This is a genomic window from Stenotrophomonas sp. 10N36, from assembly GCF_056395005.1.
This window is the reverse complement of record NZ_JBFTIS010000011.1, coordinates 15,759-42,124: the sequence shown is the minus strand read 5'-3', so window position 1 is coordinate 42,124 and position 26,366 is coordinate 15,759. Positions and strand designations below refer to the sequence as shown.

Sequence of the window (26,366 nt, the reverse complement as noted above, 5' to 3'; positions counted from 1 at the left end):
ACCGGGGTCGTGGCCCACCACGGTCGTGGCCCACCGGTCGGTGGCCGCATGCGGCTGTCACTACCGCGGCAGATCGCCGCCCCCTTCACGCCCCCTTCGCCTTTTCCATCCGGCCCGGTATGCTGCCCGGACGTGAACTGGCGGATACTCAGGGCCAGCACACACTTTCATCAACGATTCCTGGAGGGGGAATATGAGTCTGGAACGTCCCTGGCTGCAGAGCTATCCCAACGGCGTACCTGCCGAGATCGACGTCAACGAGTTCGCTTCGGTCTCTGCCGTGTTCGATACCTCGGTGGCCAAGTACCGCGACCGTCCCGCCTACTCCAGTTTCGGCAAGCAGCTCACCTATGGTGAAACCGACGCGCTGGTCGAGCAGTTCGCTGCCTACCTGCTCGGCGAGCTGCAGCTGAAAAAGGGCGATCGCGTCGCCCTGATGATGCCCAACTGCCTGCAGTACCCGGTGGCCACCTTCGGCGTGCTGCGCGCCGGCCTCACCGTGGTCAACGTCAACCCGCTGTACACCGCGCGCGAGCTCAAGCACCAGCTGGTGGATTCCGGCGCTGCGGTGCTGGTCGTGGTCGACAACTTCGGCGACACCGTCCAGCAGGTCCTTGCCGACACCCCGATCAAGCAGGTCATCACCACCGGCCTGGGCGACATGCTCGGTGCCAAGGGCCTGCTGGTGAACTTCGTGTTGAAGTACATCAAGAAGATGGTGCCCAACTACAGCATCCGCGGCGCGGTGCGCTTCAACCAGGCACTCAAGCTGGGCAGCCGCCACACCCTGCCCAAGGTCGAGATCGACCATGAGGATGTGGCCTTCCTGCAGTACACGGGCGGCACCACGGGCGTGGCCAAGGGCGCCATGCTCACCAACCGCAACCTGATCGCCAACATGCAGCAAGCCTCGGCGTGGCTGTCCACGTCGGGCATCGAGCCGGGCAAGGAAGTGATCATCACCGCCCTGCCGCTGTATCACATCTTCGCATTGACGGCGAACGGCCTGGTCTTCATGAAGTTCGGTGGCTGCAACCACCTGATCACCAACCCGCGCGACATGAAGGGCTTCGTCAAGGAGCTCAAGGCCACCCGCTTCACTGCCATCACCGGCGTCAACACGCTGTTCAACGGCCTGCTCAACACGCCCGGTTTCGACGAGATCGACTTCTCCACCGTGAAGTTCACCCTGGGCGGCGGGATGGCCGTGCAGCGCGCGGTCGCCGAGCGCTGGAAGAAGGCCACCGGCGTGACCCTGGTTGAAGCCTATGGCCTGACCGAAACCTCGCCGGCCGCCTGCATCAATCCGCTCAACCTGGCCGAGTACAACGGCGCGATCGGCCTGCCGATCCCGTCCACCGATGCGTGCGTCAAGGATGACAACGGCAAGACGCTGACCCCGGGCGAAGTGGGCGAGCTGTGCATCAAGGGCCCGCAGGTGATGAAGGGCTACTGGCAGCGTCCGGAAGAAACCGCCCAGGCCATCGACGCCGACGGTTGGCTGCACACCGGCGACATGGCGCGGATGGACGAGCACGGCTTCTTCTACATCGTCGACCGCAAGAAGGACATGATCCTGGTGTCCGGCTTCAACGTGTACCCCAACGAGGTCGAAGACGTCATCGCGATGATGCCGGGCGTGCTCGAAGTGGCCGCGGTCGGCGTACCCGACGAGAAGTCCGGCGAAGTGGTCAAGGTGGTCATCGTCAAGAAGGACCCGAACCTGACCGCCGAGATGGTCAAGGAACACGCCCGGGCCAACCTGACCGGGTACAAGCACCCCCGGATCGTGGAATTCCGCAAGGAACTGCCGAAGACCAACGTCGGCAAGATCCTGCGCCGCGAACTGCGCGATACGCCTGCCCCGTAAGGATGTGCGGACAGCGATGACGAACAGAACCCCTGCCGGCAACGGCGGGGGTTTTTGATTGGCGCGCCTGTGGTCGAAAGGACGGCATGCCGCCGTCAATGGCAGTGGTACTGGTAGGGTCGGTTCCCAAACGACTGCCGATGCAGCAGATCGTCGCGGCGAATGCATGGCCGTTGCCGAAGAACGCATCCGCGTCGCATCCTTGCACAGCGGCGGCTCCGGCCAACGTCATGCCCACCATCGGCCGGGACACACTGCGTGCGGTCGTCTGGGGAGCGACCCTACCAGCGACCCCGTCAGGCCGCCAGGATGGCCGGAGTGGTAGGGTCGGTTCCCAAACGACTGCCGATGCCGCAAATCGTCGCGGCGAACGCATGACCGCTGCCGAAGTGCGCCATGGCCCCCGGGCCACATCGGCGCGCCCTCGCCGGCCACCGGTACCGGTACGCAGCCCCCACCCTCCATATTCATCACATTCCGAAACGTAGCGCCAGGCCCTGTGCCAGCCCCCGCGCGCCGCAGGATGCCCCGCCCCGCAGGGGTTTGCCGGCCTCCCCTTGCCAAGGCGGGCCGTGCCGGGTGCTGCCCGGGACGGCGCGGCGGCCGGGCGGTACCAGCCCCGCTTGCAGGCGGTTCACACCGCGCGCATAGAATCACTCGCCGCCGCACGTTCTGCTCGCCCCCTTCATTCTCCGTCCGCAATGCGGTCGGCCGGACGGTCTTACGGAGAACTCCCATGTCTGCAGTCCATCCCTTTGCCCCCCGCCCGCAGCTGCACCCGACCCTGCGCATCACCGAAGAAGCGCACCGTGACGTGTACTGGATCCACATGCACGCCAACCTGGTCGACCAGCCCGGTCGCCCCTGCTTCGCCTCGCGGCTGGTGGACGATATCGTGGGCTACCAGCGCGAACTCGGCGAACGCCTGAGCATCTCCCACGCCTTGTCCCCGCACGTGGTGCTGGCGTCGGACAGCGACGTGTTCAACCTGGGCGGCGACCTGGAACTGTTCTGCCGCCTGATCCGCGAGGGCGACCGCCCGCGCCTGCTCGACTACGCCCAGCGCTGCGTGCGTGGCGTGCATGCGTTCCACGCCGGCCTGGGCGTGCGCGCGCACAGCATCGCGCTGGTGCAGGGCAATGCACTTGGCGGCGGCTTCGAGGCCGCACTGAGCTGCCACACCATCGTGGCCGAGGAAGGCGTGCTGATGGGCCTGCCCGAGGTCCTGTTCGACCTGTTCCCGGGCATGGGCGCCTACTCCTTCATGTGCCAGCGGATCAGCCCGCGCCTGGCCGAGAAGATCATGCTGGAAGGCAACCTCTACACCGCCCGCCAACTGCACGAGATGGGCCTGGTGGACGTGGTGGTGCCGGTGGGCGAAGGCGTGGCCGCGGTCGAGCGGGTGATCAAGGACAGCAAGCGCATTCCGCACGCCTGGGCGGCCATGCGCGAAGTGTCGGAAGTGTCCAGCATGGTGCCGCTGCACGAAATGATGCGGATCACCGAGATCTGGGTGGACACGGCCATGCAGCTGGGCGAAAAGTCGCTGCGCACCATGGACCGGCTGGTGCGGGCACAGGGCCGGCGCAACGCTGATGCCGGCTGAGCCTGGCCATGTTCAGGAGGGCGTGCACTCGTCGCCATCGGACTGCCGCAGGGCCACAGCCCGGGCGTCGAGTGCCTTCCTTCCCTGTCGCAACGCATTGCCCAAGGCGCCCGCGCGCGGGGTCCATTCGGCCTTGAGCTGCCAGTCGGGCATGCGCATCAGTTCACCCCCGGCATTGGCCACCTGGACCAGGCCGAGGTTGCTGGCCACCCCACGCAGCGCGTGGGCGTGTTCGCGCAGCTGATCCCAGGCCTGCTGTTCACCGCTGGCCTGGATACGGGCCATGCAACCGTCGACATCGCTCAGGCACTGGGCGATGAACTGCTTTTCAAACCCCTCCCCCATGCCCAGCGCGGCCAGCTCGTCGAGCACCGCCGGATCCAGCGCGCCGGCCACCACCGGCGCGGCGGGCACCGCCTGGATACCCGGCTCGGGCCGCGTGTTGGCGGCGATGTCGGCCAGGATGTCGAGCAACCGCGTGGCCACCACCGGCTTGGCCAGGAAGGCGCGTGCACCGGCCTGCTCGCAGCGCAGGATCGAATCGGGGGTGACATCGGCGCTGAGCACCATCACCGGGATGTAGGGCATGCCACTGGCCTGCATCACCCGCAGCTGTTTGAGCAGGTCCAGCCCGCTCATGCCGGGCATGTGCAGGTCGACGATGGCGGTGTCGAAGTCGGACTGCTCCAGCATGTCCAGCACCTGCTCGCCGCCATTGACGCAGACCACCTTGTGGCCGGCCTTCTCCAGCAGGCGCTGCAGCACCATGCGGTTGGCGGCATGGTCGTCGGCCACCAGCACGCGCAGGCTGCGCACCCGCGCGCGGTGGCGCAGGAACGGATTGGAGAAGGCGATGACGTTGCCGCTCTCGGTGGTGTCGCCGGTCAGTACCGGGGTCATCGCCACGTCCAGCGCGATTTCCACCCAGAACACGCTGCCACGTGGGCTGTTGGGGGTATAGCCGATGCGGCCGCCCATCGATTCCACCAGGCCCTTGGCAATGGAGGTGCCCAGACCGGTGCCCTCGTGGCGGCGGGCCAGGCCCACGTCGGCCTGCTCGAAGGCATCGAACAGGCGCTCGCGCAGCGCGGCCGGCACGCCGATACCGCTGTCGAGGATCTCGAAGCGCAGCATCACCCGCTCGCCGACCTGCCCGTCCAGCAGCGACACCCGCAACGCCACGAAGCCGTCGTCGGTGAACTTGACCGCGTTGCCCATCAGGTTGAGCAGGATCTGCTGCAGGTGGCCGGCATCGCCGTACAGCCGCGGCGGCACGTGCTCGTCCACCACCACGCGGTACTCCAGCGCCTTGGTGCGCGCCTGCGGGGTCAGGATCAGGTTGATCGCCTGCAGCACGTCGGCCAGGGCGAATTCGTGGCGCTCCACGCGGACCTTGCCGGCCTCGATGGCCGAGATGTCCAGCACCTCCTCCACCAGCGCCAGCAGGCTGCGCGCCGAGGCCTGGATGGTGTTGAGGCACTCGCGCTGCTCCTCGTCCAGGCGGGTGGTGGCCAGCACTTCGGTCATGCCGGCCAGGCCGTTCAGCGGGGTGCGGAATTCGTGGCTCATGTTGGCCAGGAAACGGCTCTTGGCCTCGTTGGCCTGGCGCGCCTCGGCCACCGCGCGGGTCAGTGCGTGCAGCAGCGAGTCGAAGTACAGCGGGATCGCCGCCAACCCTAGCAGCAGCCCCCACGCCAGGTAGCTGTGCTGCTGCCAGTACGGCGCCAGCATGATCGTGCACAGGAAGGCCACGCAGCCCATGGCCGTGGCCACGCGCAGGTAGGTGCTGCCATAGCGCATGCCGTTGCCGATGGTGACCCACAGGCACACCGCATACAGCGGCGCGGCCGGCTCGCCCTGGATGGTCATGATCAGCCCCATGCAGGAATAGTCGGTGAGCATGCCGATCACCCGCCGCACATGCGATACGCCGGGCTGCAGCAGGATGGCCGCCAGCAGCCCGGCCGACACCGTCAACTCGAAGGCCAGGATCAGCCAGGTGGCCAGCAGCGTATCGCCGTGGTTCTCCAGGTAGCGCCAGCCCAGGTAGATGATGAACAGCGAGGTGATCGCGATGCGGATCAGGTTCTGCGCGTGCTCGCTGTCGGGCCGGCCGGACAGGCGCTGCTTGAACCGGGCCAGCAGGTGCTGCTTGCCGGCGGGGCCGGTGCGGGGAGACTCGTTCATGGGGGGCACTCGCATGCGTCGGCGCAGCAGGGTCGAGCAGCACAGCGGCACCACTGCCAGCCCCAACCAAAGGAAGAAAGCCAGCCTGGCGTTGTCCATCCAGTACGGGGTCAGCAACACGGTGGTACCAAAGCCAAGCATGGCCAGCGCGATGGCAGCGGCCAGGTAACGGTTGCCATAGCGCAGCCCATTGCCCACCGTCACCCACATCACCACCGCATACACCCAGGCCAGCGGCTCGCCCATCTGGATCATGCCCAGCGCGATCAGCCCGTAGTCGGCAAGCATGCCGACCACCCGGCGCAGGTGCGACCGCTGCGGCCGCCACAGCAGCCAGCCCAGCAACAACAGCGACATGCCCAGCCCGGTCAGCGCCGTGGCCAGCACGCCGTGGTACTGGTCCAGCAGGTGGTTGCGCGCCCCCGCCAGCAGCACATACAGCAGGATCAGCGAAATCAGCGCGATCCGCACGACTACCTGCCCGTGCTCGGTATCCGGACGTTGCGCCAGCCGGCGCTTCAGCCACGGGTACAGAGGCTGCATCTCACATTCCCGGGCGGGTCGAGGCGGTCGAGTGCTGGGCGCAGATCTCTTCCAGCTGCTCGCGGCCCTTCATCAGCGCATCCACGCAGCGCGGGTCGAACAGGCGGCCGCGCTGCGCGTACAGGTAGGCCATGGTGGCTTCCATCGTCCACGCTTCCTTGTACGGGCGGGGCGAGATCAGCGCGTCGAACACATCGGCCACCGCCACGATCCGCGCTTCCAGCGGAATCGCATCGCCGATCAGGCCGTCGGGGTAACCGCTGCCGTCATAACGCTCGTGGTGGCGCAGCGCGATCAACGCGCCCACCTGGATGAAGCGGTTCTGGCTGCCGCTGAGCAGCTCGTAGCCGATCCGCGGGTGCCGGCGCATGATCGCCAGCTCTTCTTCGTTGAGCTTGCCCTGCTTGAGCAGCACTGCATCGGGAATGGCGATCTTGCCCATGTCGTGCAGCGGCGCGGCCATTTCGATCAGCTTGCACTCTTCTTCGGGCAGGCCGAGTTGTTCGGCGATCAGCCCCGCCACGTGCGCCATGCGCTCCAGGTAGGCGCTGGTACCGGCATCACGGAACTCGATCGCACGCGCCAACCGCGACAGGGTCTCGCGTTCGCGCTCTTCCACTTCGTGCATGCTGGCCAGCAGGCGCTGCTCCAGCGACAGCGCACGCTRTTTGACGTTTTCCGATTGCTGGCGCAGCTGCAGCAGGTTGTAGCAGCGCGCGCGCAGTTCGCGCGGGCGGATCGGCTTGACCAGGAAATCGATGACGCCCGCTTCCAGCGCGGCCTGGCGGATCGGCTCGTCGCCGACCACGGTGATCAGGATCACCGGGATGTCGCGGTGCTTGGGCAGGCGGCGGAACCGGCGGGCGAATTCCAGCCCGTCCATTTCCGGCATGCGGTAGTCGAGCAGCAACAGGTCGACGGGGTGCGACTCGCACCAGGCCAGCGCGGTGAGCGGGTCACCGAAGTCGTGCACGCTCAGTTCCGGCGCGATGTCCTCGATGACATGACGCAGCATGGTGCGCGCGGACGTCTGATCGTCAACGATGACAATATTCAAGGCTGCTTCCGCCGTCTTCCTGGACCACACTGGAACATGCTGCGGAAAGGATATTCCGCCACTCTGCACACTGGCACCTTGCATGGATCCGCCTCCCGTCGCGATCGCCCGGTTCATGATCGTAGCCGCAGTGTGATGCGGGCGTCACGCCCGCCTTCGGCTCGATACCTGCCTGGCCATCACGCAGAACTGTCGCAATGACCACGCATAAACGATACGCGCGCGGCCACGACAGCGGAACCCCGCCCGGGATGCCCGTGTCGGGCACCCGGACGTACGTCTCAGTTTTCCGGACGCATGTAGGGGAACAGCAGTACATCACGAATCGAACTGCTGCCGGTCAGCAGCATCACCAGGCGGTCGATGCCGATGCCCAGCCCGCCAGTCGGCGCCATACCGTACTCCAGCGCACGGATGTAATCGGCGTCGTAGTGCATGGCCTCGTCGTCGCCGCCTTCCTTGGCCGTCACCTGGGCCTGGAAGCGGGCGGCCTGGTCTTCCGGGTCGTTCAACTCGGAGAAGCCATTGGCCAGCTCCTTACCGTTGATGAACAGCTCGAAGCGGTCGGTGTAGCCCGGCTGGTCATCGTTGGCGCGGGCCAGCGGCGACACCTCGACCGGGTGGTCGGTGATGAAGGTCGGCTGCACCAGGGTGTGCTCGACGGTGGCCTCGAAGATCTCCAGCAGCAGCTTGCCCCAGCCGTAGGACGGCTTGATGCGGATCTTCAGGCGCTCGCAATGGGCGGCCAGCGCGTCGCGGTCGGTGCAGTCGGCGGCGCTGATCTCCGGGTTGTGGTGGCGCACCGCCTCGTCCATGCGCCAGCGGCGGAACGCCGGGGCCAGGTCGATGGTGGCACCGTCCCACTCCACCGTGGTGGTGCCCAGCACCTTGCTGGCCACGTCACGGATCACGCCTTCGGTCAGGTCCATCACTTCGGTGTACGTGGCGTAAGCCTCGTACAGCTCCATCATGGTGAATTCCGGATTGTGGCGGGTGCTCACGCCTTCATTGCGGAAGTTGCGGTTGATCTCGTACACGCGCTCCAGCCCACCCACGACCAGGCGCTTGAGGTACAGCTCCGGGGCCACGCGCAGGTACAGGTCCAGGTCCAGCGCGTTGTGGTGGGTGGTGAACGGCTTGGCCGTGGCGCCGCCGGGGATGTAATGCATCATCGGCGTTTCGACTTCCAGGAAGTCGCGGCTGTCCAGCCAGGCGCGCATGGCGCGGATGATCCGCGAGCGCTTGATGAACACCTCGCGCGACTCCGGGGTCACGATCAGGTCGACGTAGCGCTGGCGGTAGCGCTGCTCCACGTCGGCCAGGCCGTGCCACTTGTCCGGCAGCGGGCGCAGCGACTTGGTCAGCAGGCGGATGCTGGTGGCCTTGACCGACAGCTCGCCGGTCTTGGTGCGGGTGAGCCCGCCTTCCACGCCGATGATGTCGCCCACGTCCCAGCCCTTGAACGCCGTGTAGGCATCGCCCAGCGTGCTGCCCTGCAGGAACAGCTGGATGCGACCGGACTCGTCCTGGATCTGGGCGAAGCTGGCCTTGCCCATGACGCGCTTGGCCATCAGGCGGCCGGCCATCTTGACCTGGCGGTCGGTGGCTTCCAGCGCTTCGGCGGTCCACTGTTCGGCATCGGCAAACTCGGCCTGCAGGCTGCCGGCGAACTGTTCACGGCGGAAATCGTTCGGGTAGGCGATGCCCTGCCCGCGCAGGGCGGTCAGTTTCGCGCGGCGCTCGGCGATGAGGCTGTTCTCGTCGACGGGGGGCTGCGGCGCGGCGGTCTGATCGTTCATGGCGTGGGTCTATGTATGTCGGGGGGAGGTACGGTCCCCGCCATCATGCCGATGGTCGGGGCGGATTGCGAAACCGGGCGCGGCCCGGGCACAGCGGATCGGGGCCGCGCATGGCGGCCCCGACGGTCAGGCGTCGGTGCGTTTGGCACCCACGGCCAGGCCGGACTTCAGGCTGGCTTCGACGAATTCGTCGAGGTCGCCGTCCAGCACCTTCTGCGTGTCCGACCGTTCGATGCCGGTGCGCAGGTCCTTGATACGGCTCTGGTCGAGCACGTAGTTGCGGATCTGGCTGCCCCAGCCGATGTCGGACTTGGTGGCTTCCACGGCGTCACGCTCGGCGTTGCGCTTCTGGATTTCCAGCTCGTACAGCTTGGCGGCCAGCATCTTCATCGCGTTGTCGCGGTTCTGGTGCTGGCTGCGGCCGGTCTGGCAGGCCACGACCGTGTTGGTCGGAATGTGCGTGATACGCACCGCCGATTCGGTCTTGTTGACGTGCTGACCACCTGCGCCGGAGGACCGGTACACGTCGGTGCGCAGGTCGGCCGGGTTGATGTCGATTTCGATGTTGTCATCGACTTCCGGCGACACGAACACCGAGGTGAAGCTGGTGTGGCGGCGGTTGTCCGAATCGAACGGCGACTTGCGCACCAGGCGGTGCACGCCGGTTTCGGTCTTCAACCAGCCGTAGGCGTAATCGCCTTCCACGCGCAGCGTGGCCGACTTGATGCCGGCGACGTCGCCACCGGACACTTCCATCAGCTCGGTCTTCCAGCCGCGCGATTCGCACCAGCGCAGGTACATGCGCAGCAGGATCTCGGCCCAGTCCTGGGCTTCGGTACCACCGGCGCCGGCCTGGATGTCGACGAACGCCGCGGCGGTGTCCATCTGGCCGGAGAACATGCGCTGGAATTCCAGCTGTTCAACGTGCTTCTGGTACTTGTCCAGGTCGGCGACCACGGCCAGGGCGGTATCTTCGTCCTGTTCGCTGTCGGCCAGTTCCAGCAGTTCGCCGGACTCGGACAGGCCATCCAGGATCGTGGCGATGCCGCCCACGGTCTTTTCAAGGTTGGCGCGTTCGCGGCCCAGGTTCTGGGCGTACTCGGCGTTGTTCCAGATATCCGGGTTTTCCAGTTCCCGGGTTACTTCTTCCAGACGCTCTTTCTTGGCGTCGTAGTCAAAGATACCCCCTGAGCGACAGCACGCGATCGGTGAGATCGGTGATGCGCTGGCGGACAGGATTGAGCTCGATCATGTCGGCAATTAGTGCGTGCGAAAAGACTGTCCATCATAGCCTATCCGGGGCTTTGAGGCCGCAACGGCCGGCGGCGGTGGCGCCCGGGCGGCCCGCGTCAGCGATGGGTGAACACGCCGGGCGGGCCAGAGGGTAGACTCCTGCCGCGCCCGGTGGCCCCCGCCAGCGGTCGCCCCCAATATCACCTACATGGAGCTTTACCCGATGAGGAAGTCATCCTCCGCTGTTCTGCTGGCCCTGGCCTGCTTCGCCGCTGGCAACGCCTCGGCCATCGACCTGAAGTCGCTGGCCGGCACCGGCATGAAGGCCGGCCAGGCCCTGACCCTGTCCGATGCCGACGTGGCCAAGGCCGCCGACCAGGCCTGCGCGTACATGGACAAGGACAACAAGATCGCCCCGGCCAACAGCCCGTATGCCCAGCGCCTGGCCAAGATCACCCAGGGCCTGGCCAACGAAGACGGCCTGAGCCTCAACTTCAAGGTCTACCTGACCGAAGACGTCAACGCCTGGGCCATGGCCAACGGCTGCGTGCGCGTGTACTCGGGCCTGATGGACATGGCCTCCGACGACGAAGTGCGCGGCGTGATCGGCCACGAGATCGGCCACGTCAAGCTGGGCCACAGCAAGACCAAGATGCGCACCGCCATGCTGACCTCGGCCGGTCGCGACACCCTGGCCGCCTCCGGCAACGCCAACGTCGCCGACCTGACCCAGGGCCAGCTGGGCGAGTTGGCCGAAGGCTTCGTCAACGCCCAGTTCTCGCAGAAGGAAGAGAGCGCGGCCGACGAGTACGGCTACCGCTTCATGAAGCGCCACAGCTACGACCCGGCCGCACTGGCCAGCATGTTCCGCAAGCTGTCCAGCGAAGGTGGCCTGATGTCCTCGCACCCGGGCTCGGAAGCGCGCGCCGGTCGCATCGACGCGATGATCAAGAAAGACGGCAAGCGCTGAGCTGCCTGACGGCATCCCGGGCGTCCGGGGTGCCACGCCGGCTGGCGGCCCGCTGCCGTCAGCCGGTGGCCTGCGCCGCCAGTGCCTGGCGGAACGACGGCAGCTGCCGGCGGCTGCACGGCACCCGCCCGCCATCGTCCATGTGCAGCAGCGCCTCACCGCCGTCCAAGGGCTCGATCGAGACCAGTCGGCGCACGTTGACCACCCAGCTGCGGTGGGCACGCACGAAGATCGCCGGATCCAGCCGCTCCTCCAGCGCCGCCATGGTGCTGCGCAACGGATAGTCGTGCCCGCGCACGCGCAGGTTGACGTAGTTGCCGGCGGCCTGGGCGTATTCGATATCGGCGGTGGCCACCAGGAAATCGCGGCCCAGCTTGCGCACCAGGAAGCGTTCGGGACGTGCCACATCGGCGGGCTCCGCCGTGGGCGCGTCATCGGGCGCTGCCAGCAGATGCGCCTCGCCCTGCCGTCGCCGGCCGAACCAGCTGAAGAAGTGTTCGATCGCCACGAAGCTGAAAAACGCGCGGACGTCCTTGAGGTACTCGTACACCAGCCGCGTCGGCCAGGGTGAGCCGTCTTCGTAGTGCTGGCCCAGCGCCGCATAGGACGCGTGACGGAGGGCCATCATCCCCACCACATGCACCAGCGACCACGCCACGCTGGCCAGCAGGTACGCCGGCAGCCGTCGCTTCCAGGTATCGGCATGCAGCGGCCAGCGCTGGCAGCCCCACCACAGCAACGGCAGGGTCAGCAGAATCATGGCGACACTGCTGAGCTCCCAGATCATCGGTTCCCACAGTGCCAGGCCATCGCCACGGCGCTGCGCGTCCATCACTTCGACGAAGGCGTTGGCGACCGCAGTGGTGAGCAGGATGGCCGACCAGACCAGGAAGCGGGTGGCGGGACGCCAGCGCACCGGCGCGGCGGGGGCCATGACAGGGTCCATGCAGAAGGGCCGGAAAAGAGGGGCAGACCCTGGATTGTAGCTGCCCGCCCCAGTGCAGACAGGGCGACGTCGTCGGCGTCGCCCTGCCCTGCTCCCGGTCGAACCGCGGTGGCGTGCTAGCGCACCTCGAACTCGCCCACCAGCACCGTCTCGGCTTTGTCCTTCAGGCGCATCGTGACCTGCTGGTCGCGCTGCTTGCCGGTGCCCCAGTGCGTGCTCAGGCGCAGGCTCAGGGTGGTGGCGCCGGTGACCAGCTGCTCGCGGCTGCCGAAGAAGTTCGCCTCCACTTTGTACTTGCCGGGCTTGGCATCGCGCAGCGAGAACTGCTCGGGCCCGTAGCCGCCGGTGAAGTCCTGCGACATCTGCCCGCCCTGGTAGGTGAGCCGGTTGCCGTAGTAGGCGCGCTCGCCGTTGGGGTCGGTCACCCACAGGTCCATGTCGCTGTTGTCGCTGTCCCAGCTGAGCACCACCCGCAGGTCCAGCGGCAGTGCCCGGCGCAGCCGCGGATCGACGGCACGGGCATCCACGCGTTCGCGTGCCGCCAGCGTGTTGAGTTCGTCCAGCGCGATCAGCGAGATGCCGTCGAAACGGCTGTCCCAGGGCCGCACCACCACCTCGTTGAGCGCGTCCAGCGCCGGCTGGTACTGGCCGCTGGCCTCCAGCGCCAGACCCAGGTCGCGGAAGCTCTGCGGCTCCTCCTCGCCCAGCCGCAGCACCTGGCGGAACACCGGCACCGCCAGGTCCGGCGCATTGGCCTGCATCAGGCGGTAGCCGAGCACGCGCAGCACGTGGCGGTTTTCCAGCTGCATCTCGGCCAGGTTGGACAACACGCGCAGGCCCAGTTCGCGCTGGCCGGCGGCCAACAGCAGGTCGGCCACGTCCAGATAGAACGCACTGCTGTCGCTGTGCTGCTCGCGTTCGGCCAGGTACAGCGCGTACAGCTGCGCCGGCGCGGCACCGCGCAGGCGGCGGGCATAGGCCGAATCCGGTTCCCAGGCAGCCAGCGTGACGGCGATGGCGCCGCTGTTGCTGCTGCGGCTGCGCTTGCTGCCGGTGACAGCCATTCTCTCCAGGTTGCCCCGCGTTGCGGCGGCCGGGGCCATCTGTGGCGATGGCGCCGGCGGTGCGGGCGGCGAAGGCGGCGTGACCACGTCATTCACGCGCGTCTCCATGTAGACCTGTGCATCCGCAGCGGCAACCGCCATGGGCGCGGCCTTGGTGAGCACCGGTTGGGTCGCGGGCGTGCCCTTGGGCCAGCGCGTGTTCCACCAGCGCTCGCGTTCGGCGAACTGCAGCGCGATCTGGTCCAGGCGCTGCGCACGCGCCTGCTTTTCGTCGCCGATGCGCACGGCATGCAGGCGGTCGTAGTCGGCGCGCAGCGGCGCCGGGGCGCGGATGCCATAGCGCAGGTAGTCGTCCAAGGTCTCCAGCACCAGCAGCGAGGTGTCCGCACCGACCATCCCGAACTGCTGCGACAGCGCGCCGATCCGCGCGGCATTGCCCGCCGGGTCGGCGGCGTAACCGGCCAGCGTGGCGCTGGCCCAGGCCTGCGCCACCAGCCCTCCGTCCAGTGCCCGGGCACCGGCCAGCGTGATCCGCTGGGTGTGGTCGCGGCCATCGGCCAGACGCATCTGCACCTCCACCACGCCATCATCGCGCTGCACCCGGCCGGACACACGCAGCCAGCCCTGGCTGGCCGCGCTGGCGTCGGCCACCAGCTGGTCCACGCCGGTGCCGCGCAACGCCACGACCTGCGCCGGTTGCTGCAGCAGCAAGGGCAGCACCGCCTCGACCTCGGCCGCACTGGACAGCACCAATGCCTGGCCATGGTGGGCGCCGGTCCACGCACGCAGGCGGGCACCGTCGGTGCGCGCGCCGGCACTGCTCAGCGCGTACAGCCGCTGGCCCGCTGCCAGTGTCGGCGGCGCCGGGGTGCCGTAATTGGACAGGCCATCGCTGACCAGCAGGTACTCGCCGATGTCGGCCCGTGGGGTCCACGCGCCAAGCGCGCTGGCACCGTCCTGCGGCAGGCCGGTCAGGTAGGTCCGCAACGCGCTCCAGTCGCCGCGCTGGATACGGAAGCGGCGCGCCGGTTCGGCGCGATCGCGCAGTACGGTCAGCTCCACCTCGCCCGTGCCCAGCGCAGCGAAGTAACGGTCCAGCACCGCGAACTCCGCGGCCCGGTCACGCTGGCGCGCCGAACCGGATGCGTCCCACACCAGCCCCACGCGCTTCGGCAGCACCCGCGGCGTGGCCTGTGCCGGTACCGGAACCTGCGCCAGCAGATAGCGCTGTCCCTCGTGCAGGCCGGTCACCACGTCGGGCTGCCGCACCTGCGGCAGACGCCACAGCGCCTGGGCAGGCAACGCATCGCCGCGCCCATGCCACTGCGCGACATGGGCGCCCTGTTCGGCACTGAATTTCCAGGGCGACGGCTGGATCGTTGTCGGGGCACCGGTGCCCCGGGCTTCCATGCGCAGCACCACCTCGTCGGCGCCCCGCGCGAACTGCAGCGGCACCGCCCAGCGCAAGCCCTGTGCATCCACGGGCAGGGTGTCACGGAAGGTGAGCACGATGCGGCGGCTGCCCTGGGCCGGGATCGGGTACACGCGCAGGCGGAACTGGTTGCCCGCAGTCTGCTCCAGCAGGCCCGGGTCAACCCGGCGCCGCTCGATCGCCTCGAATATCTGGCGGCCCTGCGCCTTGGGCACCGGCACCGCGTCGCGCAGCACGCCGTCGATGTCCAGCGCGAACCCGGCCACCTGCTGGCCGTCGGCCAGCGGGAACTCGAGCTGCCCTTCAAGCACGCGGCGGTTGGGGTTGAAGAAGGTCATCTCGATGCGGGTCTCGCCCAGGCCCGCCACCACGCGGCTGTCCAGGCGCACCTGTCGCAGTTGCACGGGCACCTCGGCCCCGGCCACCTGCAGCACCGGCGTTACCGGTGGCGGACGCGGCACCGTGCGTGCCGGTGCCAGACCTGCCTGCGTGCCCAGCAGCAGCATGCCCAGCATGCCGATCCCACGAAGTGTGCGTTGCATGTGACGCTCCTTATCCGATGACAGCAGGTTGAACGGATCATGCCGGCAAACGGGGTTGAGCCGATGCAAGGCTTGGCGTGCCCGCCGCAGTGGGCCAAGATGCCGCTCCCCCATTGCGTCATTACAAGGACGTCCCGCATGCGCCTGCCTGCCCTGCTCCCCCTGCTGTTGCTGGCCCCGTTGCTGCCGGCCCACGCCGCGCCCGCCGCCGTCAGTGGCGTGAGCTTCACCCACAACGACTGGACGCTGGCCTGCGACAACACCCGCACCTGCCGCGCGGCCGGTTACCAGAACGACGAGGACGGCGGCAATGCGCCGGTGTCGATCCTGCTGACCCGCCTGGCGGGCCCCGACCAGCCGGTCAAGGCCGAGGTGATGCTCGGGCAAATGGACGGACCAGCACTGCCCAAGCAGCTGTCACTGCAGATCAACGACACCAAACTGGGCGCACTGGCCTACAAGGCCGCAGACGGCACCGCCGTGCTCTCGCCGGCACAGGTGAAGGCCTTGCTGTCCACCTTGACCGGCACCAGCCGGATCGTGCTGACCGGCAACGATGGCAAGCGCTGGACCGTGTCCGATCGCGGCGCCTCGGCGGTGCTGTTGAAGATGGATGAATTCCAGGGCCGTCTGGGCACGCCCGGCGCGCTGGTGCGCAAGGGCACCAAGGCGGAAAACACGGTGCTGCCGGCCGTGCCGATGCCGGTGGTGAAGCTGGCCAAGGTCGTGCCGACCCGCCCCGCCGATGAAGCGCTGGGTGAATCGAAGGCACTGCGCGCGGCGCTGGCCGCGGCGACCTCGGCCGACGACTGCGAGGCCCTGCACCCGGGCGACAGCGTGATCTCCAATGAGGGCCCGCAGGAGATCACCGTGCAGCGTCTGAGCGCAGACAAGCTGCTGGTCTCGCAGGCCTGCTGGCGCGCCGCCTACAACACCGGCGACGGCTACTGGGTGGTCAACGACCGTGCCCCGTACCAGCCGCGGCTGGTGACCACCTCCGGCGCAGGCGATGACGTGCGCACCATCGTCGAATCGCACAGGGGCCGCGGTCTGGGCGACTGCTTCTACACCACCAGTTGGGGCTGGACCGGCACCCAGTTCGTGAAGACCGACGTGTCCAGCACCGGGCTGTGCCGGTTGGTCTCGGCCGGCGGCGCCTGGGAAATGCCGACGCTGGTGAGCACGGTGCAGGAGTAACCCCGCATACGCCGAGGTGAACGGCGACGCTCAGGCGTCGTCGTCTTCCCAGCCATCGAACGGAAACAGCATCGGCAACAGGGTTCCCATCACCCCCATGCTCTGCATCACCGCATGGTCGGCGGTGTACGGGCGCGACCAGGTGGCATGCCGGGCGTGCACCGGGCGGTCGGGCGCATGGGCCAGGTGATCGACATAGGCGGCGAGCAAGTGCTCCGCAGCCTGCTGACGTTCACTGTCGGTCCGGGCGCTGCGCCATGCAGCATGCAGGGGGCGCAGCGGGGCGGGATCGGGCAGCTGGCAGGTGAACGCCAGCGCGCCGGTCTGGTCGTCTGCATCCCGGTAATCGTCCGGATCGGCCGATGGTTCGTAGGCCGTGGCGACGCAGCGGGTCCTGGCCAGGCGCGCCATTACGGCGGCAACCGCGTCGTCGACCGTGACCGCGTCGGCCGGCGCGTCGCCCTCGCCCGCCACGCGCGCGGTCAGCTCCAGCCCCAGCAACCACGCCACACTCTGGCGTGAGCCTTCCAGGTCCGGGAACTCGAAGCCTTCACGGGTCGACAGTTCGGTGCGTGCAGCCTCATCGGCCTGCAGCACGATGCGGCTCTGCAGGTCGAAGCGTTCGATGGGCGATGGGCGCATATGGGCGTGTGTCGTAAAGGGGAGCCCGGTCAGCAGCAGGCAGGCCGACAAGAGCAGGCAACGGCGCGGCTCATGCATCGGCGCAGTGTTCGATGATGAGCTGGATCGCACCGCCACCGCGGTAGTCGTCGCTGACCAGGCGGTAGGCGATGTGTACGTGGTTGGCCGGGGCGGTGCCCTTCCAGCCACTGAAGTGGATCGCATTGATCGGTTCGGCACGGCCGGGCACGCGCAGGCTGAGTTTCAGGTGTTTTTCCTTCAGCACCTGCCAACGCGCCACCTGGAAATGGCCGTCGAACAGCGGCTCGGGGAAGCCCTGCCCCCACGGACCGGCCAGGCGCAGCGCTTCGGCATGGCGGAAATCGAGTTCCCCCGGTGCCAGCTCGCCATCGCTCAGCAGCAGCTGCTGCAACGACGCCGGGTCCATGCTCGATTCGACCACGGCCACGAATGCCTTCTGGAAATCCTCGAAGCGTGCGTGCGGCAGGCTCAGGCCCGCCGCCATGGCGTGGCCACCGAACTTGTCGATCAGGCCCGGGTGCGCGGCATTGACCAGCGCCAGCGCGTCACGGATGTGGAAGCCGGGGATCGAGCGTGCCGAGCCGCGCAACGAATCGCTGCCCGGTTCGGAGGGGGCAAACGCAATCACCGGGCGGTGCAGGCGGTCCTTCATCTTCGATGCCACCAGGCCAACCACGCCGGGATGCCAGTCGGCATCGAACAGGCACGCGGCGATCGGGCGTTCGCCTTCGGCCGTGAGCATCGCGCGCGACACCGCCAGCTCGGCGTCGTCGGTCATCAGCTGCTGCACCGCGCGCCGTTCGGCGTTGATCTGCTCCAGGGTCTGGGCGATCTCGCGGGCCTGGCCGCGGTCTTCGGTGAGCAGCAGTTCGATGCCCAGCGCCATGTCTTCCAGGCGCCCGGCGGCATTCAAACGTGGGCCAAGTGCGAATCCGATGTCGGTGGCGCTCAGCCGTGCCGGATCGCGGCCGCTGGCCTCGATCAAGGCCTGCAGGCCCACGCAGCCCTGCCCTGCGCGCAGGCGGCGCAGCCCGGCAGCCACCAGTGCACGGTTGTTGGCGTCGAGCGCCACCAGGTCAGCCACGGTGCCCACCGCGACCAGATCCAGCAGGGTCAGCAGGTCCGGCTCCGGAGTCGCCGCAAAGGCGCCCTGTTCGCGCAGGTGGCGACGCAGCGCCATCAGCACGTAGAAGATCACGCCCACGCCGGCCAGCGCCTTGCTGGGGAAGGCATCGCCGCTGATGTTCGGGTCCACCAGCGCATCGGCCGGCGGCAGCCGCTCACCGGGCAGATGGTGGTCGGTGACCAGCACTTTCCAGCCCAGCGCCTTGGCCGCCGTCACGCCGGCGTGGCAGGCAATGCCATGGTCGACGGTGACCAGCAGGCCCGGCTGCAGGTGCGCCAGGTCGGCCACCAGCGACGGCGACAATCCGTAGCCGTGCAGGATGCGGTTGGGCACCGCGTGCACGACGTCGCGCGCACCGAGCATGCGCAGCCCGCGCACGCCCACCGCGCAGGCGGTGGCGCCGTCGCAGTCGAAATCGCCCACCACCAGGATGCGGGCGTTGCTGGCAATTGCACCGGCCAGCAGTTCCACCGCGTCCTGCATGCTGCCCATCAGCTCCGGCGCATGCAGCTGGGCCAGCTTCGGCTGCGCCTGCGCCGCGTCGGTCACCCCGCGCGCGGCATACAGGCGCTGCAGCAGCGGCAGCATGTCGGCAGGCCAGCCAGCCACGGCCACGGCATCGCGACGCTGGAGCGCGACGGCGTGGGTGGGGTTCGGGGTACGGGGGAGCAGCGCAGCAGCGGCGGTGGAAGACATCGGCATCGCCGGGTTGCAGAGAGTGCCGCCATGATACCGGCTGGCTCCGGTAGCTGCTCTGCGGGTACATCGGTCGACACGTGCGTTCCCGTGCATGCGCCGATGTTGGATACTCCCTGCCCGCTTCCACCCGGCTATTTCATGCCCTTCTCTGCATTGCCGTTGCGCCTAGCCATGGCCCTCTTGCTGGCACCGGTCACCGCCGCAACGGCTTCTTCACTGGGTACGTCGTTCTTCGAGCACGATTGGCTGCTGGCCTGTGACAACACCCGTACCTGCCGCGCCGCCGGATTCAGCGCCGACGCACCGCTGGCCTTCAGCCTGCTGTTCGAACGTCCCGGCGGGCCGGATACCCCGGTCACCGCGATGCTGGGCTACGTGGACGGCGCCGAATACGGGGATGCCGGAGAGAAGACGCCGGCGGCCAGGCCCACCGGCGCGCTGCAGCTGCGCGTGGACGGCCGTGCGCTGGGTACGGTGGTTCCCACGCAGCCCGAGGCACCGGCCACGCTCAGCCAAGCACAGGTAGACGCGCTGCTGGTCGCGCTGCGGCGCGATGCGCCCATCGCGATCATTGATGCGGTCGGCAGCGCCTGGCCCATTTCCAACCGCGGTGCCACGGCCCTGCTGCTGAAGATGGACGCCATGCAGGACCGGCTCGACACCCCCGGCGCGCTGATCCAGCGCGGCACCCGGCCGGAGTCGAGCGTGCCGCCGGCCTTGCCCAGGCCGGTGCTGAAGAATCCGCCACCGCTGGCTGAAACACGGCCGAGTGATGCGGCGCTTGCCGAACGCAAGGACCTGATGGACGCGCTGTTGGCCGGCCGTGACATGCAGGCGGTGTGCGCATGGCAGGAGGATCGGGTGGAATCGACATCACTGGACGTGCACCGGCTGGACCCGGTGCACCTGCTGGCGTCGATGACCTGCCACGGGCCGGGCTACTACGCGAGCGGGCCGAGCTGGGTGATCCGCGCGCAACCGCCGTTCGAGCCGGCGCTGGTCACCACCGCGCACGTGTTCCTGCGGCCTCCGGACGCGGTGCTCTACGAAGAGAGGGACGAGCGGACGCTGGGACGCTGCGGGTTCGGGCGCTACTGGGTCTGGGATGGCACGCGGTTCGTGGTGAGCCGCGAATACGTGACCGGGCTGTGCCGGGCCATGCCGGGCGGCTTCTGGCACCTGGCCACGTTCGAGACAGAATTGCGCTGAGCCCTGGCGCTGGCCCGATGCAGAAACGCCGACCCTCGGTCGGCGCTCTACTCAGGCGTCATGAAGCTGGACCGGCTTCTTCCAGAACCGCCAGCGCTGGCCCTTATCGATTTCGAAACGCACGCCGTCTTCGAAATCCAGGACCAGGCGACGCAGCTCACCGCGCTGCACCGCCACCAGCAGCGGCCGGATCGCATCCTTGCCCAGCTGTTCAAGCGAGCGCAGCTGGCGAAGATCCACCAGCGCGTCCACCTGCTGCTCGCCATCGGCATGCACGCCGGCCGCACGGGCCAACGCCTGCAGCAGTGCCTCGCGGCTGCGTACCTGCGCGTGCGGGGTATGCACGGCTTGGGGCAGTTGACCGCCGCCCCAGAACCACAACGAATTGATCGCGCGTTTGCCCGCCGCCGTGCGCTGCTCATTCCACGGGTGGGTATGCAGCACCACCTGCGCTTCGGTCAGCAGGGCACGCCAACGGCGCCCGGCGTCGCCTTCGGGCAGATGCATGAACAGGTCATCGCCGAGCACGTCGTCTGGGGAATCGAACACCGGCAAGGTGGTGCCCGGCGGCAACCGCAGGTACCACCGCGACGGCACCGGCGCGTCCAGGGTAAACCCGAACCCGGCAAACAGCGGCTGCAACGCCGGCAGCAGCTGGGCCACGTCTTCGGCGTCGGGCCGCAGCGTGTCGCCGTGGCCCATCATCCGCGCACCCTGCATGTCCGGCACCACATGGGCCGGGTCGGCACGCAGCCAGATCGCCTCGCCCGCGTCGCCCACGTCCAGCTGGCGGGTCAACGCGGCCACTGGCCAGTGCGCCGGCTGCAGCTGGAAATGCCGCTGCAGCTGGGCGTCCTCACCGGCCTGGACGCTGCTGCGTTCGGCCCGCCCGAGCGCCTTTGCCACGTCATCGGGCAAGGGCGCGGCCGGGAACCGGCTGCGCGCCGGCAGCAGCAGCGTCGCGGTGGCCATCGCGGCTCAGTCCAGGTACTGGACGCTGACGATTTCGTACTCGCGCTGGCCGGCCGGTGCGTCGATGGTGACCGCATCGCCTTCCAGCTTGCCAATCAAGGCACGGGCCAGCGGCGAAGAGATCGCGATCAGGCCCAGCTTGATGTCCGCCTCCAGGTCACCCACGATCTGGTAGCGCTTCTCTTCATCACTCTCCACGTCCGACAGCTCGACGGTGGCACCAAACACCACCTTGCTGCCGGCGTTGAGCTTGGTGATGTCGATGATTTCGGCGTGCGACAGCTCGCCTTCCAGCTGCTTGATGCGGCCTTCGATGAAGCCCTGTTCTTCGCGCGCGGCGTGGTACTCGGCGTTCTCCTTGAGATCGCCGTGTTCGCGCGCTTCGGCGATCGCCGCGATGACCTTGGGGCGCTTGACCGACTTCAGGTGGTCCAGCTCTTCGCGCAGACGCTGCGCGCCCTTCAACGTGATCGGTGCTCTCATGCGTTCAACTCCTTGTGCAGTTCCTGCAGCGACCAGACCGGGCCGGTCCCGCGGAATTCCAGTGATTGCACCAGCGCCTTGGCGCCGGCAATGGTGGTCGAATAGGTGACGCGGTGCTGCAGCGCCTCGCGACGGATCGAGAACGAGTCGTTGATCGCCGCACGCCCTTCGGTCGTGTTGACGATATACACGATCTCGCCGTTCTTGATCGAGTCGACGATGTGCGGACGGCCTTCGACCACCTTGTTGACGATCTCGCAGTCCATGCCGTGCTGCTGCAGCCAGGCACCGGTGCCACGCGTGGCCACCAGCGTGTAGCCACGCTCCAGCAGCAGCTTGGCCACCGGCAGCACGCGCTGCTTGTCCGGGTCACGCACCGACACGAACGCCTTGCCCAGCGGCGGGGCCTTGATGCCACCGGCCTCCTGCGCACGCGCGAAGGCGGCGCTGAAGCTGCGGCCCACACCCATCACCTCGCCGGTGGAGCGCATCTCCGGCCCGAGGATCGGGTCGACGCCCTGGAACTTGGCGAACGGGAAGATCGCTTCCTTGACCGAGTAGTAGTCCGGCACGATTTCCTTGAGCGCGCCCTGCTCGGCCAGGGTCATGCCGGCCATGCAGCGCGCGGCGATCTTGGCCAGCGCCATGCCGGTGGCCTTGGACACGAACGGCACGGTGCGCGAGGCACGCGGGTTCACTTCCAGCAGGTACACGATGTCTTCGCCGTTCTCGCCGGCCTGGATCGCGAACTGGGTGTTCATCAGGCCGACCACGTTCAGGGCCTTGGCCAGTTCCACCACCTGGCGGCGCAGCTCGGCCTGGGTCTCGGCCGACAGCGAGTACGGCGGCAGCGAGCAGGACGAATCGCCCGAATGCACGCCGGCTTCTTCGATGTGCTCCATCACGCCGCCGATCAGCACGTTGCCGTCCTTGTCGGCAATGATGTCCACGTCCACTTCCACCGCGTTGTCCAGGAAGCGGTCCAGCAGCACCGGCGAATCATTGGACACCTTCACCGCGTCACGCACGTAGCGGGCCAGGTCGGATTCGCCGTACACGATTTCCATCGCGCGGCCGCCCAGCACGTAGCTCGGGCGCACCACCAGCGGGTAGCCGATCTCGCGCGCCAGCAGCAGGGCTTCCTGGTCGTTGCGGGCGATGCGGTTCGGCGGCTGCTTCAGGCCCAGCTTGTCCACCAGCTGCTGGAAGCGCTCGCGGTCTTCGGCCAGGTCGATGGAGTCCGGCGAGGTGCCGATCACCGGCACGCCGTTGGCTTCCAGCGCGCGCGCCAGCTTCAGCGGGGTCTGGCCGCCGTACTGCACGATCACGCCCTTGGGCTGTTCCAGCTCGACGATCTCCAGCACGTCTTCCAGCGTCAGCGGCTCGAAGTACAGGCGGTCGGAGGTGTCGTAATCGGTGGAGACGGTTTCCGGGTTGCAGTTGACCATGATGGTTTCATAGCCATCCTCGCGCAGCGCCAGGGCCGCGTGCACGCAGCAGTAGTCGAACTCGATGCCCTGGCCGATGCGGTTCGGACCGCCGCCCAGGATCATGATCTTGTCGCGGTTGCTCGGCGCGGCCTCGCACTCGTCCTCGTAGGTCGAGTACAGGTAGGCCGTGCTGGTGCCGAACTCGGCGGCGCAGGAATCCACGCGCTTGTACACCGGGCGCACCTTGTGCGCACGGCGCAGCGCGCGCACGGCCGCTTCGTTGGTACCGGTCAGTTCGGCCAGGCGGGCATCGGAGAAACCGGCGCGCTTGAGCTTGCGCAGGCGTGCGCCGTCCAGTGCGTCGATGCCGTCGGCCGCGACCTGTGCTTCGGCCTGGATGATCTCTTCGATCTGGTCCAGGAACCACGGATCGATGTGCGACAGCGCGAACACCTCTTCCACGCTGAAGCCGGCACGGAACGCGTCACCCACGAAGAACAGACGCTCCGGGCCCGGGGCCTTGAGCTCGCGCTTGATGGTGGTGATGTCGTCTTCGTTGGCCAGGTCCAGGCCGGTCGGGTCCAGCCCGATCTTGCCGGTTTCCAGGCCACGCAGGGCCTTCTGCAGCGATTCCTGGAAGGTGCGACCCATCGCCATCACCTCGCCCACCGACTTCATCTGGGTGGTCAGGCGCGCATCGGCGGCCGGGAACTTCTCGAAGGCAAAGCGCGGGATCTTGGTGACGACGTAATCGATCGACGGCTCGAACGAGGCCGGGGTCAGGCCGCCGGTGATCTCGTTCTTCAATTCGTCCAGGGTGTAACCCACGGCCAGCTTGGCCGCGACCTTGGCGATCGGGAAGCCGGTGGCCTTGGAGGCCAGCGCCGACGAACGCGACACGCGCGGGTTCATTTCGATCACCACCACGCGGCCGGTGGTCGGGCTGATGCCGAACTGCACGTTCGAGCCGCCGGTATCCACGCCGATCTTGCGCAGCACGGCGATGGAGGCATCGCGCAGGCGCTGGTATTCCTTGTCGGTCAGGGTCTGGGCCGGGGCCACGGTGATCGAGTCACCGGTGTGCACGCCCATCGGGTCCAGGTTCTCGATCGAGCAGACGATGATGCAGTTGTCGGCGGTGTCGCGCACCACCTCCATCTCGAATTCCTTCCAGCCCAGCACCGACTCTTCCACCAGCACTTCGGTGGTCGGCGACAGTTCCAGGCCGCGGGTCACGATATCGACCAGCTCTTCGCGGTTGTAGGCGATGCCGCCACCGCTGCCGCCCAGGGTGAAGCTGGGGCGGATGATGGTCGGGTAGCCGACGCGGGTCTGGATCTCGATCGCTTCTTCCAGCGTGTGCGCGACGGCGGCCGACGGGCAGTCCAAGCCGATCTCGCCCATGGCCACGCGGAACAGCTCGCGGTCTTCGGCCATGCGGATCGCGTCGCGCTTGGCGCCGATCAGTTCAACGTTGTACTTCTCCAGCACGCCGTTGTCGGCCAGGTCCAGCGCGCAGTTCAGCGCGGTCTGGCCGCCCATGGTCGGCAGCAGCGCGTCGGGCTTTTCCTTGGCGATGATCTTCTCGACCGTCTGCCAGTTGATCGGCTCGATGTAGACGGCGTCGGCCATCTCCGGGTCGGTCATGATCGTGGCCGGATTGCTGTTGACCAGCACCACGCGATACCCCTCGTCCCGCAGCGCCTTGCAGGCCTGCGCGCCGGAGTAGTCGAACTCACAGGCCTGGCCGATGACGATCGGGCCAGCACCGATGATGAGGATGGTTTTAAGGTCAGTGCGCTTTGGCATTGTCTTCTCTAAGTCAGTACAGCGTGTCGGGGTGATCGCACGCTGTCGATCAGGAAACTTCCGGGGGTGCGGCGCCGCGCCAAGGGCTGCGGCACTGCAGGGACTCGCGTTCCGTCGCGATGCCGCCGGGGGCGCCGGCGGCGGCGGATCAGGCCTTGGCCTGCGCCATCAGGGTCACGAAACGGTCGAACAGCGGCGCCACGTCGTGCGGACCCGGCGAGGCTTCCGGATGGCCCTGGAACGAGAACGCCGGCACGTCGGTGCGTGCGATGCCCTGGTTGGTGCCATCGAACAGCGACCGGTGGGTCACGCGCAGGGTGGCCGGCAGCGTGGCTTCATCCACCGCGAAGCCGTGGTTCTGCGAGGTGATCATCACCCGGCCATCGTCCAGGTCCTGCACCGGGTGGTTCGCGCCGTGGTGGCCGTGGCCCATCTTGACCGTCTTGGCGCCGGAGGCCAGCGCCAGCAGCTGGTGGCCCAGGCAGATGCCGAACACCGGCAGCTTCTTGTCCAGGAACACCTTGATCGCCTCGATGGCGTAGTCGCACGGTTCCGGGTCACCCGGGCCGTTGGACAGGAACACGCCGTCCGGGTTCATCGCCAGCACGTCGGCGGCCGGGGTCTGCGCCGGCACCACGGTGATGTCGCAGCCACGCTCGGCCAGCATGCGCAGGATGTTGAGCTTTGCGCCGAAGTCGTAGGCCACGACCTTGAACGTCGGGGCGGCGCTGACGAACTCGTTGTTGTCCAGGTCCAGCTGGCCTTCGGTCCACGGGTAGGCCTTGTCGGTGCTTACCACCTTGGCCAGATCCATGCCCTTCAGGCCGGGGAACTTGCGCGCTGCTTCCAGGGCGGTGTCCACGTTGATGCCGTCACCGGCCATCAGCGCACCGTTCTGGGCGCCGCGCTCGCGCAGGATGCGGGTCAGCTTGCGGGTGTCGATGCCGGAGATGGCCACCACGCCGCGCTGCAGCAGCCAGTCCTGCAGCGACACCTGGCTGCGCCAGTTGCTGGGACGGCGCGGCACGTCGCGCACGATCAGACCGGCCGACCACACCTTGTGGGCCTCGTCGTCCTGGTCGGTCATGCCGGTGTTGCCGATATGCGGGTAGGTCAGCGTGACCATCTGCCGGGCGTAGGAAGGATCAGTCAGCACTTCCTGATAACCGGTCATGGCGGTGTTGAACACCACCTCGCCGACGGACAGGCCGGGCGCGCCTACGGATTCGCCCTCGAATACGGTGCCGTCTTCGAGGACGAGGATTGCGGCTTGGGTCACGGAGATCTCACTTTGGCTACCGATGGGGGCACCGAAGTCACGCCTGCGCTCCACGAAAAAGCGGCTGCAAAAAAGCGCGGACTGCGGTGCGGGACCGGTCCGGCTGTCGTGATTCGGCGAGCGGGAATTGTAAAGGCAAGGGGGCTGCGACGCCAGCGTTTACATGCATGCGCTGACGTACGGGCGCGATCACCGCGCCCGGGGTTCAGCCAGCGCAGCGCTCGCGGCCGCGTCCGGCCGCGTCCGGCCG

17 protein-coding genes are annotated in these 26,366 nt (G+C 67.9%); 5 read left to right on the top strand and 12 right to left on the bottom strand.

Annotated features, from left to right (window positions below):
- Nucleotides 1-193: 193 nt before the first annotated feature.
- Together AC1DCJ_RS12230 and rpfF are read left to right on the top strand one after the other, a co-directional pair.
- Nucleotides 194-1,870 carry a long-chain fatty acid--CoA ligase gene (locus tag AC1DCJ_RS12230; protein ID WP_478071074.1) on the top strand — a complete coding sequence of 559 codons (1,677 nt, stop codon included), beginning with the start codon at nt 194-196 and terminating at the stop codon, nt 1,868-1,870.
- A 736-nt stretch (nt 1,871-2,606) separates the two neighbouring features.
- Nucleotides 2,607-3,476 (top strand): diffusible signal factor synthase RpfF, encoded by an 870-nt coding sequence (rpfF, locus tag AC1DCJ_RS12225; protein WP_313247053.1) that lies wholly within the window; start codon nt 2,607-2,609, stop codon nt 3,474-3,476.
- 12 nt (nt 3,477-3,488) lie between these two features.
- Here rpfF and AC1DCJ_RS12220 read toward each other — a convergent pair whose 3' ends face one another.
- The 4 genes from AC1DCJ_RS12220 to prfB all read right to left on the bottom strand — a co-directional run bounded on the left by AC1DCJ_RS12220 (nt 3,489) and on the right by prfB (nt 10,314).
- On the bottom strand, nt 3,489-5,663 hold the full coding sequence (locus AC1DCJ_RS12220; RefSeq protein WP_478071131.1) for a response regulator: 2,175 nt from the start codon (nt 5,661-5,663) through the stop codon (nt 3,489-3,491).
- A 544-nt stretch (nt 5,664-6,207) separates the two neighbouring features.
- The gene (gene rpfG / locus AC1DCJ_RS12215; RefSeq protein WP_478071073.1) at nt 6,208-7,347 is read right to left on the bottom strand and encodes a cyclic di-GMP phosphodiesterase response regulator RpfG; all 1,140 of its coding nucleotides are present in this window, start codon (nt 7,345-7,347) and stop codon (nt 6,208-6,210) included.
- 197 nt (nt 7,348-7,544) lie between these two features.
- Nucleotides 7,545-9,062 carry a lysine--tRNA ligase gene (lysS, locus tag AC1DCJ_RS12210; protein WP_141058308.1) on the bottom strand — a complete coding sequence of 506 codons (1,518 nt, stop codon included), beginning with the start codon at nt 9,060-9,062 and terminating at the stop codon, nt 7,545-7,547.
- A gap of 126 nt (nt 9,063-9,188) precedes the next feature.
- A protein-coding gene (gene prfB / locus AC1DCJ_RS12205) for a peptide chain release factor 2 (RefSeq protein ID WP_137189397.1) occupies nt 9,189-10,314 on the bottom strand; the annotation gives its coding sequence in 2 pieces (ribosomal slippage) (nt 9,189-10,238 and nt 10,240-10,314; 1,125 coding nt in all).
- A 204-nt stretch (nt 10,315-10,518) separates the two neighbouring features.
- Between prfB and AC1DCJ_RS12200 the strand changes: the two genes are divergently transcribed.
- Nucleotides 10,519-11,265, top strand: coding sequence for a M48 family metallopeptidase (locus AC1DCJ_RS12200; RefSeq protein ID WP_478071072.1), 747 nt, complete (start codon nt 10,519-10,521; stop codon nt 11,263-11,265).
- A gap of 58 nt (nt 11,266-11,323) precedes the next feature.
- On the opposite strand, the gene AC1DCJ_RS12195 is transcribed toward AC1DCJ_RS12200, so the two are convergent.
- Together AC1DCJ_RS12195 and AC1DCJ_RS12190 are read right to left on the bottom strand one after the other, a co-directional pair.
- The gene (locus tag AC1DCJ_RS12195) at nt 11,324-12,199 is read right to left on the bottom strand and encodes a LytTR family DNA-binding domain-containing protein (protein WP_478071071.1); all 876 of its coding nucleotides are present in this window, start codon (nt 12,197-12,199) and stop codon (nt 11,324-11,326) included.
- Between the two features lie 128 nt (nt 12,200-12,327).
- The gene (locus AC1DCJ_RS12190; RefSeq protein WP_478071070.1) at nt 12,328-15,249 is read right to left on the bottom strand and encodes a VIT domain-containing protein; all 2,922 of its coding nucleotides are present in this window, start codon (nt 15,247-15,249) and stop codon (nt 12,328-12,330) included.
- A gap of 138 nt (nt 15,250-15,387) precedes the next feature.
- On the opposite strand from AC1DCJ_RS12190, the gene AC1DCJ_RS12185 reads away from it, so the two are divergent.
- The gene (locus tag AC1DCJ_RS12185) at nt 15,388-16,446 is read left to right on the top strand and encodes a DUF1176 domain-containing protein (protein ID WP_478071069.1); all 1,059 of its coding nucleotides are present in this window, start codon (nt 15,388-15,390) and stop codon (nt 16,444-16,446) included.
- 30 nt (nt 16,447-16,476) lie between these two features.
- Here the strand turns inward: AC1DCJ_RS12185 and AC1DCJ_RS12180 are convergent, their stop codons facing one another.
- Nucleotides 16,477-17,088, bottom strand: a complete 612-nt coding sequence (locus AC1DCJ_RS12180; protein ID WP_478071068.1) for a hypothetical protein — start codon at nt 17,086-17,088, stop codon at nt 16,477-16,479.
- Between the two features lie 70 nt (nt 17,089-17,158).
- Nucleotides 17,159-18,937 (bottom strand): single-stranded-DNA-specific exonuclease RecJ, encoded by a 1,779-nt coding sequence (recJ, locus tag AC1DCJ_RS12175; protein WP_394343835.1) that lies wholly within the window; start codon nt 18,935-18,937, stop codon nt 17,159-17,161.
- A gap of 168 nt (nt 18,938-19,105) precedes the next feature.
- Here recJ and AC1DCJ_RS12170 point away from each other — a divergent pair, with 168 nt between their 5' ends.
- Nucleotides 19,106-20,143 (top strand): DUF1176 domain-containing protein, encoded by a 1,038-nt coding sequence (locus AC1DCJ_RS12170; protein ID WP_478071067.1) that lies wholly within the window; start codon nt 19,106-19,108, stop codon nt 20,141-20,143.
- 51 nt (nt 20,144-20,194) lie between these two features.
- Here AC1DCJ_RS12170 and AC1DCJ_RS12165 read toward each other — a convergent pair whose 3' ends face one another.
- The 4 genes from AC1DCJ_RS12165 to carA form a co-directional block, all read right to left on the bottom strand.
- On the bottom strand, nt 20,195-21,115 hold the full coding sequence (locus tag AC1DCJ_RS12165) for a phosphoglycerate mutase (protein ID WP_428712319.1): 921 nt from the start codon (nt 21,113-21,115) through the stop codon (nt 20,195-20,197).
- Nucleotides 21,116-21,121: 6 nt separating this feature from the next.
- On the bottom strand, nt 21,122-21,586 hold the full coding sequence (greA, locus tag AC1DCJ_RS12160) for a transcription elongation factor GreA (RefSeq protein ID WP_026069738.1): 465 nt from the start codon (nt 21,584-21,586) through the stop codon (nt 21,122-21,124).
- A gap of 8 nt (nt 21,587-21,594) precedes the next feature.
- The gene (gene carB / locus AC1DCJ_RS12155; protein WP_137189390.1) at nt 21,595-24,837 is read right to left on the bottom strand and encodes a carbamoyl-phosphate synthase large subunit; all 3,243 of its coding nucleotides are present in this window, start codon (nt 24,835-24,837) and stop codon (nt 21,595-21,597) included.
- A gap of 148 nt (nt 24,838-24,985) precedes the next feature.
- The gene (gene carA, locus AC1DCJ_RS12150; RefSeq protein ID WP_141058315.1) at nt 24,986-26,116 is read right to left on the bottom strand and encodes a glutamine-hydrolyzing carbamoyl-phosphate synthase small subunit; all 1,131 of its coding nucleotides are present in this window, start codon (nt 26,114-26,116) and stop codon (nt 24,986-24,988) included.
- Nucleotides 26,117-26,366: the final 250 nt, after the last annotated feature.

Coding starts and splice junctions, on each gene's coding strand:
- AC1DCJ_RS12190 (WP_478071070.1), bottom strand. CDS start 15,249: ATGCAACGCACACTTCGTGGGATCGGCATGCTGGGCATGCTGCTGCTG.
- AC1DCJ_RS12165 (WP_428712319.1), bottom strand. CDS start 21,115: ATGGCCACCGCGACGCTGCTGCTGCCGGCGCGCAGCCGGTTCCCGGCC.
- AC1DCJ_RS12185 (WP_478071069.1), top strand. CDS start 15,388: ATGCGCCTGCCTGCCCTGCTCCCCCTGCTGTTGCTGGCCCCGTTGCTG.
- AC1DCJ_RS12220 (WP_478071131.1), bottom strand. CDS start 5,663: ATGAACGAGTCTCCCCGCACCGGCCCCGCCGGCAAGCAGCACCTGCTG.
- recJ (WP_394343835.1), bottom strand. CDS start 18,937: ATGCCGATGTCTTCCACCGCCGCTGCTGCGCTGCTCCCCCGTACCCCG.
- AC1DCJ_RS12195 (WP_478071071.1), bottom strand. CDS start 12,199: ATGGCCCCCGCCGCGCCGGTGCGCTGGCGTCCCGCCACCCGCTTCCTG.
- rpfF (WP_313247053.1), top strand. CDS start 2,607: ATGTCTGCAGTCCATCCCTTTGCCCCCCGCCCGCAGCTGCACCCGACC.
- AC1DCJ_RS12180 (WP_478071068.1), bottom strand. CDS start 17,088: ATGCGCCCATCGCCCATCGAACGCTTCGACCTGCAGAGCCGCATCGTG.
- lysS (WP_141058308.1), bottom strand. CDS start 9,062: ATGAACGATCAGACCGCCGCGCCGCAGCCCCCCGTCGACGAGAACAGC.
- AC1DCJ_RS12170 (WP_478071067.1), top strand. CDS start 19,106: ATGGCCCTCTTGCTGGCACCGGTCACCGCCGCAACGGCTTCTTCACTG.
- AC1DCJ_RS12200 (WP_478071072.1), top strand. CDS start 10,519: ATGAGGAAGTCATCCTCCGCTGTTCTGCTGGCCCTGGCCTGCTTCGCC.
- carB (WP_137189390.1), bottom strand. CDS start 24,837: ATGCCAAAGCGCACTGACCTTAAAACCATCCTCATCATCGGTGCTGGC.
- AC1DCJ_RS12230 (WP_478071074.1), top strand. CDS start 194: ATGAGTCTGGAACGTCCCTGGCTGCAGAGCTATCCCAACGGCGTACCT.